Annotated in this window: 12 protein-coding genes; 5 read left to right on the forward strand and 7 right to left on the reverse strand. The window is 71.9% G+C overall.

Features of this window, described 5'->3' with window-relative positions; translation table 11 throughout:
* Positions 1-8 precede the first annotated feature (8 nt).
* From AC069K_RS32270 to hrcA, 3 genes are all read right to left on the reverse strand, one after another.
* A complete protein-coding gene (locus AC069K_RS32270; protein ID WP_365108250.1) occupies positions 9-1,085 on the reverse strand; it encodes a nitronate monooxygenase in 1,077 nt (358 codons plus the stop codon).
* A gap of 282 nt (positions 1,086-1,367) precedes the next feature.
* Complete coding sequence (gene dnaJ, locus AC069K_RS32275; RefSeq protein WP_358834472.1) at positions 1,368-2,504, reverse strand: molecular chaperone DnaJ; 1,137 nt, start codon at positions 2,502-2,504, stop codon at positions 1,368-1,370.
* Positions 2,505-3,521: a heat-inducible transcriptional repressor HrcA gene (hrcA, locus tag AC069K_RS32280; protein ID WP_358834473.1), complete on the reverse strand. Its 1,017-nt coding sequence runs from the start codon at positions 3,519-3,521 to the stop codon at positions 2,505-2,507.
* A 177-nt stretch (positions 3,522-3,698) separates the two neighbouring features.
* On the opposite strand from hrcA, the gene AC069K_RS32285 reads away from it, so the two are divergent.
* Both AC069K_RS32285 and AC069K_RS32290 read left to right on the forward strand, forming a co-directional pair.
* Positions 3,699-4,430 (forward strand): MBL fold metallo-hydrolase, encoded by a 732-nt coding sequence (locus AC069K_RS32285; RefSeq protein ID WP_365108254.1) that lies wholly within the window; start codon positions 3,699-3,701, stop codon positions 4,428-4,430.
* 47 nt (positions 4,431-4,477) lie between these two features.
* Complete coding sequence (locus AC069K_RS32290; protein ID WP_358834475.1) at positions 4,478-5,296, forward strand: DUF3097 domain-containing protein; 819 nt, start codon at positions 4,478-4,480, stop codon at positions 5,294-5,296.
* A gap of 275 nt (positions 5,297-5,571) precedes the next feature.
* Here AC069K_RS32290 and hemW read toward each other — a convergent pair whose 3' ends face one another.
* Both hemW and AC069K_RS32300 read right to left on the reverse strand, forming a co-directional pair.
* A complete protein-coding gene (gene hemW / locus AC069K_RS32295; protein ID WP_478622125.1) occupies positions 5,572-6,813 on the reverse strand; it encodes a radical SAM family heme chaperone HemW in 1,242 nt (413 codons plus the stop codon).
* Between the two features lie 33 nt (positions 6,814-6,846).
* Positions 6,847-8,757, reverse strand: coding sequence for a SpoIIE family protein phosphatase (locus AC069K_RS32300; protein WP_478622127.1), 1,911 nt, complete (start codon positions 8,755-8,757; stop codon positions 6,847-6,849).
* A 188-nt stretch (positions 8,758-8,945) separates the two neighbouring features.
* Between AC069K_RS32300 and AC069K_RS32305 the strand changes: the two genes are divergently transcribed.
* Both AC069K_RS32305 and AC069K_RS32310 read left to right on the forward strand, forming a co-directional pair.
* The gene (locus AC069K_RS32305) at positions 8,946-13,019 is read left to right on the forward strand and encodes a HAMP domain-containing protein (protein WP_478622177.1); all 4,074 of its coding nucleotides are present in this window, start codon (positions 8,946-8,948) and stop codon (positions 13,017-13,019) included.
* A 10-nt stretch (positions 13,020-13,029) separates the two neighbouring features.
* Positions 13,030-13,611, forward strand: a complete 582-nt coding sequence (locus tag AC069K_RS32310) for a response regulator (protein ID WP_478622129.1) — start codon at positions 13,030-13,032, stop codon at positions 13,609-13,611.
* Between the two features lie 260 nt (positions 13,612-13,871).
* Here the strand turns inward: AC069K_RS32310 and AC069K_RS32315 are convergent, their stop codons facing one another.
* On the reverse strand, positions 13,872-15,758 hold the full coding sequence (locus tag AC069K_RS32315; RefSeq protein WP_365108268.1) for an AMP-dependent synthetase/ligase: 1,887 nt from the start codon (positions 15,756-15,758) through the stop codon (positions 13,872-13,874).
* Positions 15,759-15,951: 193 nt separating this feature from the next.
* Complete coding sequence (lepA, locus tag AC069K_RS32320; RefSeq protein WP_358832421.1) at positions 15,952-17,817, reverse strand: translation elongation factor 4; 1,866 nt, start codon at positions 17,815-17,817, stop codon at positions 15,952-15,954.
* Between the two features lie 205 nt (positions 17,818-18,022).
* On the opposite strand from lepA, the gene rpsT reads away from it, so the two are divergent.
* A complete protein-coding gene (gene rpsT, locus AC069K_RS32325; RefSeq protein ID WP_101388267.1) occupies positions 18,023-18,292 on the forward strand; it encodes a 30S ribosomal protein S20 in 270 nt (89 codons plus the stop codon).
* Positions 18,293-18,393: the final 101 nt, after the last annotated feature.

An 18,393-nucleotide genomic window follows, 5' to 3' on the forward strand; every position in this document is an offset into this window, starting at 1 on the left:
CGTGCTCCTCATGTGGTGCGGTTTCTCGTTGCGGCGGCCAGCGCGGCGAGCGCCGCGTCCACTTCGGCCGCCAGGACCTCCACCAGCTGCCCGGCGGGCAGCGCCCGTGCCAGCCGGTGTCCCTGGCCCGCCCACAGCGCCATGCCCTGGGCGTCGCCCGCCGCCGCGGCGGCCCGGCGCAGCCCGGCGGTGATCTGGTGCACCTGGGGGTAGGCGGCCGGGGCGTACGGTCCGTGCTCGCGCATGAAGCGGTTGACCAGGCCGCGGGCCGGGCGTCCGGAGAACGCCCGCGTCAGCTCCGTACGGACGAAGAGGGGGTTGGTCAGGGCCTGCTTGTGCAGGGCGTGCGCGCCGGACTCGGGGCAGGCCAGGAACGCCGTGCCGAGCTGCGCCGCGTCCGCGCCCGCCGCGAGCACCGCCGCGATCTGGGCGCCGCGCATCAGCCCGCCGGCCGCGACGATCGGCAGCGTCACGCTCTCGCGGACCTGGGTGATCAGCGTCAGCAGCCCGAGCCCGGAGCCGTCGGCCTGCGGGTCGTCGCGGTGCGTGGACTGGTGGCCGCCGGCCTCCGTCCCCTGGACGCAGACGGCGTCGGCCCCGGCGACCTGCGCGGCCAGCGCCTCGTCGGGGGTGGTCACGGTGACGACGGTGTACGTGCCGAGGGCGGCGAACGCGGCGAGCACCTCGCGCTCGGGGCAGCCGAAGGTGAACGAGACGGCCGCGACCGGGTCCTCGCGCAGGATCGCCAGCTTGGCCTCGTAGCCGTCGTCGCCACCGGAGTCGGCCTCGCCGAGCGGCGTCTCGTACCAGGTGGCCTCGCCCGCGAGCTGGTTGCGGTACACCTCGACGACGGCCGGGTCGGTGTGCGGCGGCTGCGGCATGAACAGGTTGACGCCGAAGGGGCGTCCGGTGAGCCCCCGCAGCTGCTTGATCTCCTGGTACATGCCGTCGGCCGTCTTGTACCCGGCGGCCAGGAACCCGAGTCCGCCGGCCTCGCAGACCGCGGCGGCCAGACCGGGGGCGGAGACGCCACCGGCCATGGGAGCCTGCACGATCGGATACCGGCAGAGATCGGTCAAAGCCATGCCCGCATCGTGCCACGGCCCCGCCCAGCCACCGAATCGCCCCGACCCCCCAGCCCCTTCACCCCCGGGCTGGCCGCACGGTTCCCGAAGGGGTCACTGGCTGAGCGACATCCCGGGAGACGGCGGTCCCCCCGAGGGGCGCGGGGAACTGCGCGACCGGCCACCCACGATCCGCGGCCAAAGACCGGGCCGAACAGGGGCGCGGGGAACTGCGCGAGCAACCCCCACGCACCCGCAGCCGAACACCGGGCCGACGGGCGGCGCCCCCGAGAGGGAACCCCCTCACCGCCCGTTGAACGCGTCCTTCAGCCGGGAGAACAACCCCTGCTGCCCGGGCTGGAACTGCCCCGTCGGGCGTTCCTCGCCGCGGAGCTTCGCCAGCTGGCGCAGCAGATCCTCCTGCTGCGGATCCAGCTTGGTCGGCGTGGTGACCTCGACGTGGACGATCAGGTCGCCCCGGCCACCGCCCCGCAGGTGCGTCACACCGCGCGCGTGCAGCGGGATGGACTGGCCCGACTGGGTGCCCGGCCGGATGTCCACCTCCTCCATGCCGTCCAGCGTCTGCAACGGCACCTTGGTGCCGAGCGACGCCGCTGTCATGGGGATCGTCACCGTGCAGTGCAGATCGTCGCCACGGCGCTGGAAGACGTCGTGGTTCAGCTCGTGGATCTCCACGTACAGATCACCGGCGGGGCCGCCGCCGGGGCCGACCTCGCCCTCGCCCGCGAGCTGGATCCGGGTGCCGTTGTCGACACCGGCCGGGATCTTGACCGTGAGCGTGCGGCGCGAGCGGATGCGGCCGTCGCCCGCGCACTCCGGGCACGGCGTGGGCACGACGGTCCCGAAGCCCTGGCACTGGGGGCAGGGGCGGGAGGTCATGACCTGGCCGAGGAAGGAGCGGGTGACCTGGGAGACCTCGCCGCGGCCGCGGCACATGTCACACGTCTGCGCCGAGGTGCCGGGAGCGGCGCCCTCGCCGGAGCAGGTCGTACAGACGACCGCCGTGTCGACCTGGATGTCCTTGGTCGTGCCGAAGGCCGCCTCGTTGAGGTCGATCTCCAGCCGGATCATGGCGTCCTGGCCGCGACGGGTGCGCGAACGGGGCCCGCGCTGCGCCGCGTTGCCGAAGAACGCGTCCATGATGTCCGAGAAGTTCCCGAAGCCGCCCGCGCCGAAGCCACCGGCTCCACCGCCGCCGGAGGACGACAGGGGGTCGCCTCCGAGGTCGTAGACCTGCTTCTTCTGCGGGTCCGAGAGGACCTCGTAGGCGGCGTTGATCTCCTTGAAGCGCTCCTGCGTCTTCGGGTCCGGATTCACATCCGGGTGGAGCTCACGCGCCAGGCGCCGGAACGCCTTCTTGATCTCGTCCTGCGATGCGTCGCGGCGTACGCCCAGTACGGCGTAGTAGTCCGTGGCCACTTACGACTCCGCCAGGATCTGTCCGACGTAACGTGCCACTGCGCGTACCGCTCCCATCGTTCCGGGGTAATCCATGCGGGTCGGTCCGACCACGCCGAGTTTCGCGACGGCTTCGCCGCCCGAACCGTAGCCGACCGAGACGACGGACGTGGAGTTCAGCCCTTCATGGGCGTTCTCATGCCCGATTCGTACGGTCATGCCCGATTCTTTGGCCTCGCCGAGCAGCTTGAGGAGCACGACCTGCTCCTCCAGCGCCTCCAGCACCGGCCGAATGGTCAGGGGGAAGTCGTGTCCGAAGCGGGTGAGATTGGCGGTGCCGCCGATCATCAGCCGTTCCTCGGTCTCCTCCACCAGGGTTTCGAGCAGGGTGGCGAGCACCGTCGAAACGGTTCCTCGGTCCTCCGGCTCGAAGGATTCGGGAAGATCCTGCACCAGCTGCGGGACGTCCGCGAAGCGGCGCCCCACCACCCGGCTGTTGAGCCGGGCCCGCAGATCCGCCAGCGAGGTCTCGCCGAACGGCGCCGGGCAGTCGACCAGCCGCTGCTCGACCCGCCCGGTGTCCGTGATGAGCACCAGCATCAGCCGGGCCGGGGCCAGCGACAGCAGCTCCACGTGCCGCACGGTGGACCGTGTCAGCGACGGGTACTGCACGACGGCGACCTGCCGGGTCAGCTGCGCGAGCAGCCGGACCGTGCGCGCCACCACGTCGTCGAGGTCGACGGCGCCGTCCAGGAAGTTCTGGATGGCCCGCCGCTCCGGCGACGACAGCGGCTTGACGCCCGCGAGCCGGTCGACGAACAGCCGGTAGCCCTTGTCCGTGGGGATACGGCCGGCGCTGGTGTGGGGCTGGGCGATGAAGCCCTCCTCCTCCAGCACGGCCATGTCGTTGCGCACGGTCGCCGGCGAGACGCCCAGCTTGTGCCGCTCGGTCAGGGCCTTCGAGCCCACCGGCTCCTCGGTCCCGACGTAGTCCTGGACGATCGCGCGCAGGACTTCGAGTCTGCGTTCACTGAGCACCGCGCACACCTCCAGCTGTCGTCCTGGCCGCTCTGCCCTGGCACTCTGCGCGTTCGAGTGCCAGCGATCCCCGGCCAGTGTACGGCCGACCGGTACACCCCTAGCAAGGGCGGCGGTCCGTGACGCTCGCGGCGCGCTCGAACGCACCGCCCCGGCCGCCCGGGATAGCGTCGTGTCATGGACGTCCGCTGGGAAGAGTTCGGCTGGGAGCGGCTGGGCGACGGCGTGGGCCGCCGCCGGCTGCCGGGGTGGGACGCTACGGCGGGCCTGGTCGCGGGCGAGGACGCGGTCCTGCTGTACGACACGGGCTCGACCCTGCGCGAGGGCGCCGAGCTGCGCGCCCAGGCACAGGCGCTGCTCGGGCGCCGGGTGACGCATATCGCACTCAGCCATCCGCACTTCGACCACGTCCTGGGCACGGCCGCGTTCTCCGGGGCCGAGGTCTACGGGGCGGTCGGGATCGACCGGGTCCTGGACGCGGACGCCCTGCGGACCGACGCCGTCACCCACGGGGTGCCGCCCGCGCGGGCCGCCGAGGCGGCGGACCTGCTGGTGCGCCCGCGGCACTTCGTGACGGGCGAGTGGACGCTGGAGCTGGGCGGGCGGCAGGTGCTGCTGGCGAACGTGGGCCCCGGCCACACCGGCCACGACCTGGCCCTGCTGGTCCCGGGCAGCCCTGGTGGCCCCGGTTCGCCCGAAATCGTCTTCTGCGGTGACCTGGTCGAGGAGTCCGGCGAGCCGCAGGCCGGGCCGGACGCGGTCCGCACCCACTGGCCCGCCGCCCTCGACCGGCTGCTCGACCTGGGCGGCGAGGACGCGGTGTACGTACCGGGGCACGGGGCGGTGGTGGACGCGGCGTTCGTCCGGGCGCAGCGGGCCGGGCTCGCGGAGGAATTCGGCGTGTCATAAGGGCGTACACCCATATGGGCACATGATCCACCCGTATTCTCATCGGAATGCGCAGCTACAGCCCGGACCTGACTCCGCCCTGGAAGAAGGGGACCCCGGCCCCCGAGGTGCCCGCCGAGCTCGACCTGGTCGTCGAGGAGGTGACGACCGGGTTCTGCGGGGCGGTGCTCCGCTGTGAGGCGGGGACGGTGACGCTGGAGGACCGCTTCGGCAAGAAGCGGGTGTTCCCCATGGCGGCGCGGGGGTTCCTGCTGGAGGGGAAGGTGGTCACGCTGGTACGCCCGCCGGCGCCCGCTCCCTCGCGCCCGGCGCGCACCGCCTCGGGCTCCGTCGCCGTGCCGGGGGCGCGGGCGCGGGTGGCGCGCGCGGGGCGCATCTATGTCGAGGGGCGCCACGACGCGGAGCTGGTGGAGAAGGTGTGGGGCGACGACCTGCGCATCGAGGGCGTCGTCGTCGAGTACCTGTCGGGCATCGACGACCTCCCCGCGATCGTCGCGGACTTCGCCCCCGGCCCCGACGCGCGCCTGGGTGTCCTGGTCGACCACCTGGTGCCCGGCTCCAAGGAGTCCCGGATCGCGGCGGCGGTCACGGGCGCGCACGTGCTGGTGGCCGGGCACCCCTACATCGACGTGTGGGAGGCGGTGAAGCCGGCGGCCGTGGGGATCGCGGGGTGGCCGGTGGTGCCGCGGGGGGAGGACTGGAAGACGGGGGTGTGCCGGGCGCTGGGGTGGCCGGTGAACACGGGGGCGGCGTGGCAGCGGATTCTCTCCGGGGTGCGGAGTTATCGGGACCTGGAGCCGGAGTTGCTGGGGCGGGTGGAGGAGCTGATCGACTTCGTGACGGCCCCCTCCCCGCCCCTCCCCTAAACCCTCCGGGGGACGGCTCCGCCCCGAACGCCTCTCTCCATCCGCGCCCCGGTGGGGGCTGGCCGCGCAGTTCCCCGCGCCCCTGAAACCCACGTTCGCCTGCGGCCCGGTGGGGGCTGGCGGCGCAGTTCCCCGCGCCCCTCAAGGAACGGGCCTGCGGCCCAGTTCCTCCCGGTCCTCGCGCCCCGGGGGCCCCGTTCCCCCCAGGGGCGCGGGGAACTGCGCGGGCAACCCACCACACACCCGCAGCCGAACACCGCACCCCGGACCGGGGGTCAGTCCACCAGATCCCGCACCACCCCGTCCGCCAACAACCGCCCCCGCAGGGTCAGCACCGCCCGCCCCGCCCCGAACGCCCCCTCCTCCAGCAACCCCTCCCCCATTGCCCGGCGCGCCGCCGCCAGCCCCGCCGGGCGCAGCAGCGACAGCTCGCAGCCCTCCCGGAGCCGGAGCTCCAGCAGGATGCGCTCCACCCGGCGGTCCTCCGCCGCCAGGACCTCGCGCCCCGCCCCCGGCGTACGCCCACCCGCCAGCGCCGCCGCATACGCCCCGGGATGCTTCACGTTCCACCACCGCACGCCCCCGACATGGCTGTGCGCGCCGGGGCCCGCGCCCCACCAGTCCGCGCCCCGCCAGTACAGCTCGTTGTGCAGGCAGCGGCCCGCTTCCGTGGTGGCCCAGTTCGACACCTCGTACCAGTGGAAGCCCGCCTCGGCCAGCACCGCGTCCGCGATGAGGTAGCGGTCCGCGTGGACGTCGTCGTCCGTCATCGGGACCTCGCCCCGGCGGATGCGGCGCGCCAGCTGCGTACCCTCCTCCACGATCAGGGCGTACGCGGAGATGTGGTCGGGACCCGCCCCCACCGCCGCCGCCAGCGTCTCGCGCCAGTCCTGGTCCGACTCCCCCGGCGTCCCGTAGATCAGGTCGAGGTTGACGTGGTCGAAGCCCGCCGCCCGCGCCTCGGCGACGCACGCCTCGGGGCGGCCCGGCGTGTGCGTGCGGTCGAGGATCTTCAGGACGTGCTGCTTGGCGCTCTGCATGCCGAAGGAGACCCGGTTGAAGCCGCCGGCCCGCAGCTCCTCCAAATACGCCCGGTCCACCGACTCGGGGTTCGCCTCCGTCGTCACCTCCGCGTCGTCCGCCAGGCCGAACTCCTCGCGTACCGCCGAGAGCATCCGGACCAGGTCGGCGGCGGGGAGCAGCGTCGGGGTGCCGCCGCCCACGAAGACCGTACGGACCGGGCGCGGGTCGTCGCCGAGCACCTTGCGGGCGAGCCGGATCTCGTCGGTCAGGGTGGCCGCGTAGTTGTCGCGGGACGCCAGGACGCCGCCGGAGCCGCGCAGCTCGGTGGCGGTGTAGGTGTTGAAGTCGCAGTACCCGCAGCGCGTGGCGCAGTAGGGAACGTGCAGGTAGAAGCCGAGCGGTCGCTCCCGAGCGCCCTCCAGGGCGGAACCGGGCAGCGCCCCGTCCTCGGGCATGGGCTCACCATCGGGCAGTACGGAAGGCATGCCCCCCATTGTCCGCCACCCCGGACGGCCCCGGGCACGCCCTCAGCGCGCCTGGAGCACCAGGAGCGCCAGATCGTCCTCCGGCGGCGTGGTGCCGAACGCGTACACCGCCCGCTTGACGCTCTCCGCGACCCCCGTCGCCGTCATGCCCACGCACCCCGCGAGCACCGCGGCGAGGCCGTCCCCGTCGTCGAACATCTGCCGGCCGGAGCGGCGCTCGGTCACCCCGTCCGTGACGCACAGCAGGGTGTCGCCGGGCATCAGCCGGAAGCTCTCGCTCTCGTACGCCACCCCCTCCACCACCCCGACCAGCACCTGCGGCACGGCCGCCGCCCGCACCGACCCCTCGGGCCGCAGCAGCAGCGGCAGCGGGTGGCCGGCGCTCGCCAGGGTGCACAGGACGCCCCCGCCGCTCTCCGGCGGCACCGGGACGAGCTCTCCGTACAGCAGGGAGAGGAAGCGGGCCTGCGGGCCCTCGGCCACCTCGCGGCCGCCCGCCGCCGCGACCATCCGGGCGGCCGCCTCGGCGGCCTCGACGCCGTCGTCGACGAGCAGCTTGTTGAGGCGGTCCAGGACGTCGTGCACCGCGTACCCCTCACGGGCGAGCAGCCGCAGCCAGGGCCGCACCAGGCCGGTGACGACGGCCGCCTCGGGGCCGCTGCCCTGGACGTCGCCGAGCGCGAAGCACCAGCGGCCGTCGGCGCCGGGGAACAGGTCGTAGAAGTCGCCGCCCGCCACGCCCTCGCCGCTGGGCTGGTAGACCAGCGCGCTGTCGACGCCGGGGATCTCCGCCACGCCCGCCGGGAGCAGTCCGCGCTGGAGGACCCGGCTGATGGTGACCTGGCGGGTGTACTGGCGGGCGGCGCCGATCGCCAGCGCCACCCGGCGTACGAAGTCCTCGACCAGTCCGGTGACCTCGTCGGGGATGCGCGCCGTCCCGGCCCGCCCGAGCATGAGCACGCCGACGGCCCGGCCGCCGGCGACCATCCGGTACGCGAGCGCCGCCCCGTCGCCGCCGTCCTGCGGGGCCGGCCAGGGCATCGGGACCGGGCCGCCGCGCGCGGACTCCGGCAGCCGGGGCGGATCCTTCTCCAGGACCGCCCGCAGCTCGTCGATCCCGGACTCGCGGGCGTGCCACACCCGGGCCAGCCGGGGCTCGCCGGCCGGGCCGCCGGTCTCCGGGTCGAGCCAGATCGCGCACCAGTCGCAGAGCCGGGGCACCAGGAGCTGTCCGGCGAGCGCCGCGATCATGTCCTCGTCGAACTGGCCCGCCAGCAGGTCGGACGCCTCCGCCAGGAAGGAGAGGGCGCCCCGGTTCACCCAGTCGCGGTCCTGCCCGAGGGGGGCGCCGCGCCCCGGGGCGGCCGGCATCCCGGCGGCGCGCGGTCCGCGCTGGAGCCGTTCCTCGCGGCCCGGCCCCTCCTCGCCCGGGGCGGCGCCCTCCGCGTCGAGGAGCAGCCGCGCCCAGACCGTCTTGAGGCCGGTGCGGTAGGTGATGCCCCAGCACTCGGCGAGCGCGGCCACCAGGTGCAGCCCCCGGCCGTACTCCGGCGCGCCCGGCTCGCGCGGCTCGTGGCGCACGACCCGGGAGGGGTGGTGGTCGGAGACCTCGACGACCACCGCGCCGGGCTCGTCCCCGGCGGGCGGCTCCAGGCGGCAGACCAGCTCGACGGTGGTGCCCGCGTGCACCACGGCGTTGGTGACCAGCTCGTTGACGACTATGGCCGCCTCGTCGGCGGCCCGCTCGTCCAGCCCCTCGGCGCCGGGCGCGCCCTGGGCGGTCCAGTCGGCGAGGGCGGCGCGCGCGAAGCGGCGGGCGGCGGACGGCGCGAGCGGGTTGCCGGGCAGGCCGGTGCGGGCGGCGGACGCGGGCCGGGGCTCCGCCGCGCCAGGGGAGGGCACCGGGCCGGGCGGGCGGTTCCCGCTCTCCCGCTGCGTTGGAATGGACCCCACGGTGCGGCTCCTGATCGGTTCTCACATTGCGCACCTCATGACACCGACAGAGTGACAGACTGAGCGGGCCCATAAGCACCGAGTCACTGAAGTGGGCCGGGATGACCGGGATGAGCAGAGACAGCGCCGCGCCGCCCGAGGGCGGGGAGTGGATCCGGGCACTGGAGTTGCGCCCGCTGCTGGCCGCGATGACGGCGCTGCGGGACGGGGACTTCGGGGTCCGGCTCCAGGAGACCCACGAGGGGATACCCGCCGAGCTCGCCGCGATCTTCAACCAAGTGGCCGTGCGCAACCAGCACTTCACGGACGAGCTGCGACGGGTGCGGCGCGAGGTCGTCCGCCACGGCCGGCTGGACGAGCGGCTGGCGGCGAGCCCGGGGCACGGCGCCTGGACGGCCGGGGTGGACAGCGCGAACACCCTGATCGACGCCCTGGTCGTACCGGCGGCGAACGCCACGCGCGTCCTGGACGCGGTGGCGGGCGGTGATCTGACCCAGCGGGTCGACCTCCACGACGGGAACCGCCAGTTGCGCGGGGATCTGCGCCGGCTGGGCCGGGCCGTCAACAAGATGGTGGACCAGCTCTCCCTCTTCACCGGCGAGGTGACCCGCGTCGCCCGCGAGGTCGGCACCGAGGGCCGGCTGGGCGGGCGGGCCAAGGTGCAGCGGCTGAGCGGCAGTTGGCGGGACGTGACCGAGGCCGTCAACACCATGGCGTCCCGGCTGACCGCGCAGGTCCGCGACATCGCGGCGGTGACCACGGCGGTGGCGCGCGGCGACCTCACCCGTACGGTGACGGTCGAGGCGACCGGCGAACTCCTTGAGCTGAAACTCACCGTGAACACGATGGTCGACCAGCTCTCCGCCTTCGCGGACGAGGTGACCCGGGTGGCCCGCGAGGTCGGCACCGAGGGCCGGCTGGGTGGGCGCGCGCAGGTCCGGGGCGTCTCGGGGGTCTGGAAGGACCTGACGGACAACGTCAACTTCATGGCGTCGAACCTCACCTCCCAGGTGCGCAACATCGCCCAGGTGACCACGGCCGTCGCCAACGGCGACCTCTCCCAGAAGATCACCGTGGACGCGCAGGGCGAGATCCTGGAGCTGAAGTCGACGATCAACACCATGGTCGACCAGCTCTCCGCCTTCGCCGACGAAGTGACCCGCGTCGCCCGCGAGGTCGGCACCGAGGGCAACCTCGGCGGGCGCGCCCAGGTCCGGGGCGTCTCGGGGGTCTGGAAGGACCTCACCGAGAACGTCAACTTCATGGCGGACAACCTCACCTCCCAGGTACGCAACATCGCGCTCGTCTCGACGGCGGTGGCCCAGGGCGACCTCGGCAAGAAGATCACCGTGGAGGCGAAGGGGGAGATCCTGGAGCTGAAGTCGACGATCAACACCATGGTCGACCAGCTCTCCGCCTTCGCCGACGAGGTCACCCGCGTCGCCCGCGAGGTCGGCACCGAGGGCAACCTCGGCGGGCAGGCGCAGGTGCGCGGGGTGTCGGGGGTCTGGAAGGACCTGACGGACAACGTCAACTTCATGGCCTCGAACCTCACCTCCCAGGTCCGCAACATCGCCCAGGTGACCACGGCCGTCGCCAACGGCGACCTCTCCAAGAAGATCACCGTGGACGCGCGGGGCGAGATCCTGGAGCTCAAGGACACCGTCAACACGATGGTGGAGCAGCTGCGGGCGTTCGCGGACGAGGTGACCCGCGTCGCCCGCGAGGTCGGCACGGACGGGCGGCTGGGCGGGCGCGCCCAGGTCCTCGGCGTCTCCGGCGTCTGGAAGGACCTCACCGACAACGTCAACTACATGGCGGACAACCTCACCTCCCAGGTGCGCAACATCGCCCAGGTGGCGACCGCCGTGGCGCAGGGCGACCTCTCCAAGAAGATCGACGTGGACGCGCGCGGCGAGATCCTGGAGCTGAAGACCACCATCAACACCATGGTGGACACGCTCTCCTCGTTCTCCTCCGAGGTCACCCGGGTCGCCCGCGAGGTCGGCTCGGAGGGCCAGCTGGGCGGCCAGGCCCGGGTCGAGGGCGTGTACGGCACCTGGAAGCGCCTGACCACCAACGTCAACGAGCTCGCCCTGAACCTCACCACCCAGGTCCGCGCGATCGCGGAGGTGGCCTCGGCGGTGGCCCAGGGCGACATGTCCCGCTCGATCACCGTGGAGACCCGGGGCGAGGTCTCGGAGCTGAAGGACAACATCAACCTGATGGTGTCCAACCTGCGCGAGACGACCCGCGCCAAGGACTGGCTGGAGTCGAACCTGGCGCGCCTGGCCGGTCTGATGCAGGGCCACCGCGACCTGATGGAGGTCGCGGACCTGATCCTGCGCGAGCTGACCCCGCTGGTGAACGCCCAGTACGGCGCGTTCTTCCTGGCCGATCCGGGCAACGAGGGCACCCCGTCCCGTACGACGTCGACCACCAAGGGCCTCGCCTTCATCGCGGGCTACGGCTCGGCCCAGGGCGCCACCGTCGACACCACCGGCATGCCGGGCCACGGCCTGGTGCGCCAGGCGGCGCTGGAGAAGAAGCGGATCCTGCTGGAGGAGGCGCCGCCGGACTACATCAAGATCAACTCGGGTCTCGGGGAGGCGTCCCCGGCCAGTGTCGTGATCATCCCGATCCTCTTCGAGGACAAGCTCCTCGGCGTGATCGAACTGGCCTCCTTCTCCCGCTTCTCCGACGTCCACCTGGCCTTCTTCGACCAGTTCGTGAACACCATCGGCGTCGCCATCAACACCATCATCGCCAACTCCCGTACCGAGTCGCTGCTCAGCGAGTCCCAGCGGCTCGCCATCCAGCTCCAGGAGCGCTCGGACGAGCTCCAGCGCCAGCAGGCCGAACTCCAGCGCTCCAACGCCGAGCTGGAGGAGAAGGCCGCCCTGCTCGCGACCAGCTCCCAGTACAAGTCGGAGTTCCTGGCGAACATGTCGCACGAGCTGCGCACCCCGCTCAACTCGCTGCTCATCCTGGCCCGGCTGCTCTCCGACAACCCCGACGACCACCTCTCCGACCAGGAGGTCCAGTTCGCCAGCACGATCCACCGCTCCGGCTCCGACCTGCTCCAGCTGATCAACGACATCCTGGACCTGTCGAAGATCGAGGCCGGCCGGATGGACGTACGGCCCAAGAAACTGCCGCTCATCAAGGTGCTCGACTACGTCCACGCGACCTTCCGCCCCATCACCCTCGACCGGGGCCTGGCCTTCGAGGTCGCGGTCGGCGAGGACGTGCCGCGCGAGATGTACTCGGACGAGCAGCGGCTCCAGCAGATCCTGCGCAACCTCCTCTCCAACGCGATCAAGTTCACCTCCTCCGGCCGCGTCGAACTCCGCGTCAACCGCATCAAGGACCCGGACAACGGGGTGCTGGGCACGGACGACCTGATCGCCTTCCAGGTCACCGACACCGGCATCGGCATCGCGCCCGAGAAACTCCCGGTGATCTTCGAGGCGTTCCAGCAGGCCGACGGGACGACCAACCGCAAGTACGGCGGCACCGGCCTCGGCCTCTCCATCAGCCGCGAGATCGCGGGCCTGCTCGGCGGCCGGATCATCGCCGAGAGCGAGCCGGGCCGCGGCTCCACCTTCACCCTGTACGTGCCGGTGCTCCACCCCGGCCATGCGGGCGCCGAACCGGACCAGCTCCCGAGGCTCACCGCCGACCCGGCCCAGCCGGCCGCCTCCGAGCCCCTTCCGGTGGCCGACCAGGACGACGTCTGGCCCACCACCACCAGGCTGGAGCAGTGGAAGGAGGGCCGGGCGGGACAGGTGCTGTCGGGGCGGCGGGTGCTGATCGTCGACGACGACATCCGCAACGTCTTCGCCCTCACCCATGTGCTCGGCCGGGTCGGGATGCCCGTGCTGTACGCGGAGAACGGCCGCGAGGGCATCGAGGCCCTGGAGCGCAATCCGGACGTCGAGCTGGTCCTGATGGACATCATGATGCCCGAGATGGACGGATACGAGACGATCGAGGCCATCCGCCGCAGCCCCCTGTGGGCCGATCTGCCCATCGTCGCCCTGACCGCGAAGGCCATGCCCGGCGACCGCGAGAAGTCCATCGCCCAGGGCGCCAACGAGTACGTGCCCAAGCCCGTCGACGTGGACCGCCTGCTCACCGTGGTGTGCGCGCTGCTCGACCCGGAGGGCGAGGACGCGGCACCCCCGGGCCGGACCGGCGCGTCCGTACCGAAGCAGCCGGCCGGCCCCGAGGACCCCGCCACCGCTCCGCCGACCACGTAAAGGCGACACGATGAGCACAGCGGTACCGTCCGCCGAGCGGGCGAGCATCCTCCTCGTCGACGACCGGGAGGACAACCTGACCGCCCTGGAGGCGGTCCTCGGCACGCTCAACGAGCCGCTGGTGCGGGCCCGTTCGGGCGAGGAGGCGATGAAGGCGCTGCTGCGGCAGTCGTTCGCGGTGGTGCTGCTCGACGTACGGATGCCGGGCATGGACGGCTTCGAGACCGCCGCCAACCTCAAGCGCCTCGACCAGACCAAGGACGTGCCGATCATCTTCCTGACCGGCGCGGAGGGCGACAGCGACTACGCCTTCCGGGGCTACGCCACGGGCGCCGCCGACTTCCTCACCAAGCCGTTCGACCCGTGGGTCCTGCGGGCCAAGGTGAACGTCTTCCTCGAACTGCACCGCAAGAACCGCCAGCTGGAACTGCTGCTCGCCCGGGAGCAGAAGCAGCTCGGCGAGATGGCGGAGCTGCTGGCCGCGATCGAGGACGAGCTGGTGCGCGAGGGGCCGGGCGACGCCGGTGACCTGCGGCTGCGGCTGACCGCGCTGGAGGCGATCGTCCGGGACATGCGGCGGGGGCGCCGCTGAGTACCGGGGGGGGGGGGGGGGGGGGGGGCCCCCCCCCCCCCCCCCCCTCCCCCACCCCCCCCCCCCCCCCCCCACCCACCCCCCCCCCCCCCCCCCCCCCCCCCCCCCCCCCCCCCCCCCCCCCCCCCCCGTACNNNGGGAGGGGGGGGGGGGGGGTGGGGGGGGGGGGGGGAGGGGGGGGGGGGTGGGGGGGGGGGGGGGGGGGGGGGGCGGGGGGGGGGGGGGGGGGGCCCCCCCCCCCCCCCCCCCCCCCGCCGCCGCTACGCCTCGCGCGAGCCCGAGTACATCTCGTCGATCAGGTCCTTGTACTCCCGCTCGACGACCGGCCGCTTCAGCTTGAGGCTGGGGGTCAGCTCGCCGTGCTCCACGTCGAGGTCGCGCGGCAGCAGCCGGAACTGCTTGATGGTCTGCCAGCGCTGGAGATCCTCGTTCAGGCGCTTCACATAGCCCTCGATCAGCGCCACCGTCTCCGGGTTCGCGACCACGTCGGCGTACGAGCCGGTGACCCCGTGGTCCTTCGCCCAGCCCAGGATCGCGGGCTCGTCGAGGGCGATCAGCGCGGTGCAGAAGTTCCGGTCGGCGCCGAGCACCAGGATGTTGGAGACGAACGGGCAGACCGCCTTGAACTGCCCCTCGACCTCGGCCGGCGCGATGTACTTGCCGCCGGACGTCTTGATCAGGTCCTTCTTGCGGTCGGTGATCCGCAGATAGCCGTCCGCCGACAGCTCGCCGATGTCACCGGTGTGGAACCAGCCGTCCGACTCCAGGACCTCGGCGGTCTTCTCGGGCAGGTTGTGGTAGCCCTCCATGATGCCGGGGCCGCGCAGCAGGATCTCGCCGTCGTCCGCGATGCGCACCTCAAGACCGGGCAGCGGCTTGCCGACCGTGCCCGTCCGGTAGGCCTCGCCCGGGTTCACGAAGGAGGCGGCGCTGGTCTCGGTGAGGCCGTACCCCTCCAGGATGTGGATCCCGGCGCCGGAGAAGAAAAAGCCGATGTCGGGGGCGAGCGCCGCCGAACCCGAGACCGCCGCGCGCAGCCGCCCGCCGAACGCCTCGCGGATCTTCGCGTACACCAGCGCGTCCGCGACCTTGTGCTTGGCGGTGAGCCCGAAGGGGGCGGTCGCCCGGCCGGTGCGCCGGAAGTTGTCCTGACTGGCCTTGGCGTACTCGCGGGCCACCTCGGCCGCCCACTGGAAGATCTTGTACTTGGCCCCGCCGGCCTCCCGCGCCTTGGCGGCGACGCCGTTGTAGACCTTCTCGAAGATCCGGGGCACCGACGCCATGTAGGTGGGCTGGACCACCGGCAGATTCTCGATGATCTTGTCGACCCGGCCGTCGACGGCCGTCACGTGCCCGACCTCGATCTGCCCGGAGGTCAGCACCTTGCCGAAGACGTGCGCGAGCGGCAGCCAGAGGTACTGGACGTCGTCGGCGCTGATCAGCCCGGTCGCCGCGATCGCCTTCGCCATGTACGACCAGTTGTCCTGCGGCAGCCGCACACCCTTGGGGCGGCCGGTCGTCCCGGAGGTGTAGATCAGCGTGGCCAGCTGGTCGGAGGTGATCGCCGCGATCCGCTCCTTCACCGCGTCCGGATGCTTCTCCAGATACGCGGCGCCGCGCGCCTCCAGCTCCGCGAGGGTGAGCACCCAGCCCTCGGGGTCGCCCTCGACGGGCTCGGCGCCGGCCGCGTCGAAGACCACGACGTGCTTCAGCTCCGGCAGCTCGGCGCGGCGCTCACGGGCCTTGGCGAGCTGGGCCGCGTTCTCCGCGAAGAGCACCCGGCTCTCGGAGTCGCCCAGGATGTAGGCGGACTCCTCGGCGTTGGTCTGCGGGTAGATCGTGGTGGTCGCGCCGCCCGCGCACATCGTCCCGAGGTCGGCGAGGATCCACTCGATCCGGGTGGAGGAGGACAGCGCCACGCGCTGCTCGGCGGTCACACCCAGATCGACGAGCCCGGCCGCGATCGCGTAGACCCGCTCGGCGGCCTGCCCCCAGCTCAGCGACTTCCACTCATCGGGCCCCTGGCCGCCGGCGGCCGGGACCGGATGGCGGTAGGCCTCCAGGTCCGGAGTGGCCTCCACGCGCTGGACGAAGAGGGCCGCCACGGACGGTGGCCGGTTCTCGATCAAGGTATGTGTGTCGCTCACGACGTCCTCCGGGCTGGCCTGCGGCAGGGCTGCGGCTGCTTCTTGTTTAACTGGCGAGTAACCATCGGGCCGTGATCAGAGTAGAGCGCCCCCGCCCCGCCGCGTAAGAGGCAGCGGAAGGTGGTTTCATAACGAACGGACCCCCGCTCGGAAGAGCGGGGGTCCGTCACGGCACCGGTCGGCTACTCGCCGGTCACTTCTTCTTGCTCGCAGACTCGTCGCTGGACAGCACCGCGATGAAGGCCTCCTGCGGAACCTCCACGGAACCGACCATCTTCATCCGCTTCTTGCCTTCCTTCTGCTTCTCCAGCAGCTTCCGCTTACGGGAGATGTCACCGCCGTAGCACTTGGCGAGGACGTCCTTGCGGATGGCGCGGATGGTCTCGCGGGCGATCACCCGGGAGCCGATCGCGGCCTGGATGGGCACCTCGAAGGCCTGCCGGGGGATGAGCTCGCGCAGCTTGGCGACGAGCCGCACACCGTACGCGTACGCCGCGTCCTTGTGCGTGACCGCCGAGAAGGCGTCGACCTTGTCGCCGTGGAGCAGGATGTCCACCTTGACGAGGCTGGCGGACTGCTCGCCGGTGGGCTCGTAGTCGAGCGAGGCGTACCCCCGGGTCTTCGACTTCAACTGGTCGAAGAAGTCGAAGACGATCTCCGCGAGCGGCAGCGTGTAACGGATCTCGACGCGGTCCTCGGAGAGGTAGTCCATCCCGATCAGGGTGCCGCGCCGGGTCTGGCACAGCTCCATGATCGAACCGATGAACTCGCTCGGCGCGAGGATCGTCGCTCGCACGACCGGCTCGTACACGTCCGAGATCTTCCCCTCCGGGAACTCACTCGGATTGGTGACGGTGACTTCCTTGCCGTCCTCCAGAACCACCCGGTAGACCACGTTGGGAGCGGTGGCGATGAGGTCGAGCCCGAACTCGCGCTCAAGCCGCTCACGGATCACGTCGAGGTGGAGCAGGCCGAGGAAGCCGACACGGAAACCGAAGCCCAGCGCCGCCGAGGTCTCCGGCTCGTACACCAGCGCGGCATCGTTGAGCTGGAGCTTGTCCAGGGCCTCGCGCAGGTCCGGGTAGTCCGACCCGTCCAGCGGATACAGACCCGAGAAGACCATCGGCTTGGGGTCCTTGTACCCGCCGAGCGCCTCGGTGGCGCCATGGTGCAGGGACGTGATGGTGTCACCGACCTTGGACTGGCGGACGTCCTTCACACCGGTGATCAGGTAGCCGACCTCACCGACGCCCAGCCCGTCGGCGGGCAGCATCTCCGGCGAGTTGGTCCCGATCTCGAGCAGCTCGTGCGTGGCACCGGTCGACATCATCCGGATCCGCTCACGCTTGTTGAGCTGACCGTCGACGACACGGACGTACGTGACGACGCCCCGGTACGAGTCGTAGACCGAGTCGAAGATCATCGCGCGGGCGGGGGCGTCGGCCACACCGACCGGCGCGGGCACATCGCGCACCACGCGGTCCAGCAGCGCGTCCACCCCGACACCGGTCTTCGCGGAGACCTTCAGCACGTCCTCGGGCTGGCAGCCGATGAGGTTGGCCAGCTCCTCGGCGAACTTCTCGGGCTGCGCGGCCGGCAGGTCGATCTTGTTGAGGACGGGAACGATCGTGAGGTCGTTCTCCATGGCGAGGTAGAGGTTCGCCAGGGTCTGCGCCTCGATGCCCTGAGCGGCGTCGACGAGCAGGACGGTCCCCTCACAGGCGGCCAGCGACCGCGACACCTCGTACGTGAAGTCCACGTGCCCCGGGGTGTCGATCATGTTCAGGATGTGGGTGCTGCCCTGGCCCGGCCCCTCGGTGGGGGCCCAGGGCAGCCGCACGGCCTGACTCTTGATCGTGATGCCGCGCTCGCGCTCGATGTCCATCCGGTCGAGGTACTGAGCACGCATCTGCCGCTGGTCGACCACACCGGTCAGCTGGAGCATCCGGTCGGCAAGGGTCGACTTGCCGTGGTCGATGTGCGCGATGATGCAGAAATTGCGGATCAGAGCCGGGTCGGTACGGCTCGGCTCGGGCACGTTGGTAGGAGTCGCGGGCACGCAGGGTCCTGATTCTTGAGACGCGGGGCGTCTCGTCTCGGGCGATGTCGGATCGATACGTAGCCCCCATCGTCCCATGGGAACGGCACTGCGCTCGGTTTGGGCCGCCAGTCGGCCTGCTGGTAGCCTGGGCAGCTGTGCCTCGTCCGCCCTCTCAGCGGCGAGTCGCAACCATCTGATACATCGAACCTGAAAAGGCTCTTTCGTGGCGAACATCAAGTCCCAGATCAAGCGGAACAAGACCAACGAGAAGGCGCGCCTGCGTAACAAGGCCGTCAAGTCCGAGGTCAAGACCGCGATCCGCAAGGCCCGCGAGGCTGTCCTGGCCGGCGACGTCGAGGCGGCCGACACGGCTGTCCGCACCGCCTCCAAGAAGCTGGACAAGGCCGTCAGCAAGGGTGTCATCCACAAGAACGCCGCCGCCAACAAGAAGTCGGCGCTGGCCACCAAGGTTGCCGCCCTCAAGGCTGCCTGACCCGGCCCAAGTGACCGGCCCCCGGGCCGCTCGCCTGGCCAGTCTCCCAGGCTGACCAACTTGATAGACCACCGGAAGGGACCCAGCGGGCCCTCTCATCC

Source organism: Streptomyces sp. NPDC043908 (assembly GCF_056435525.1).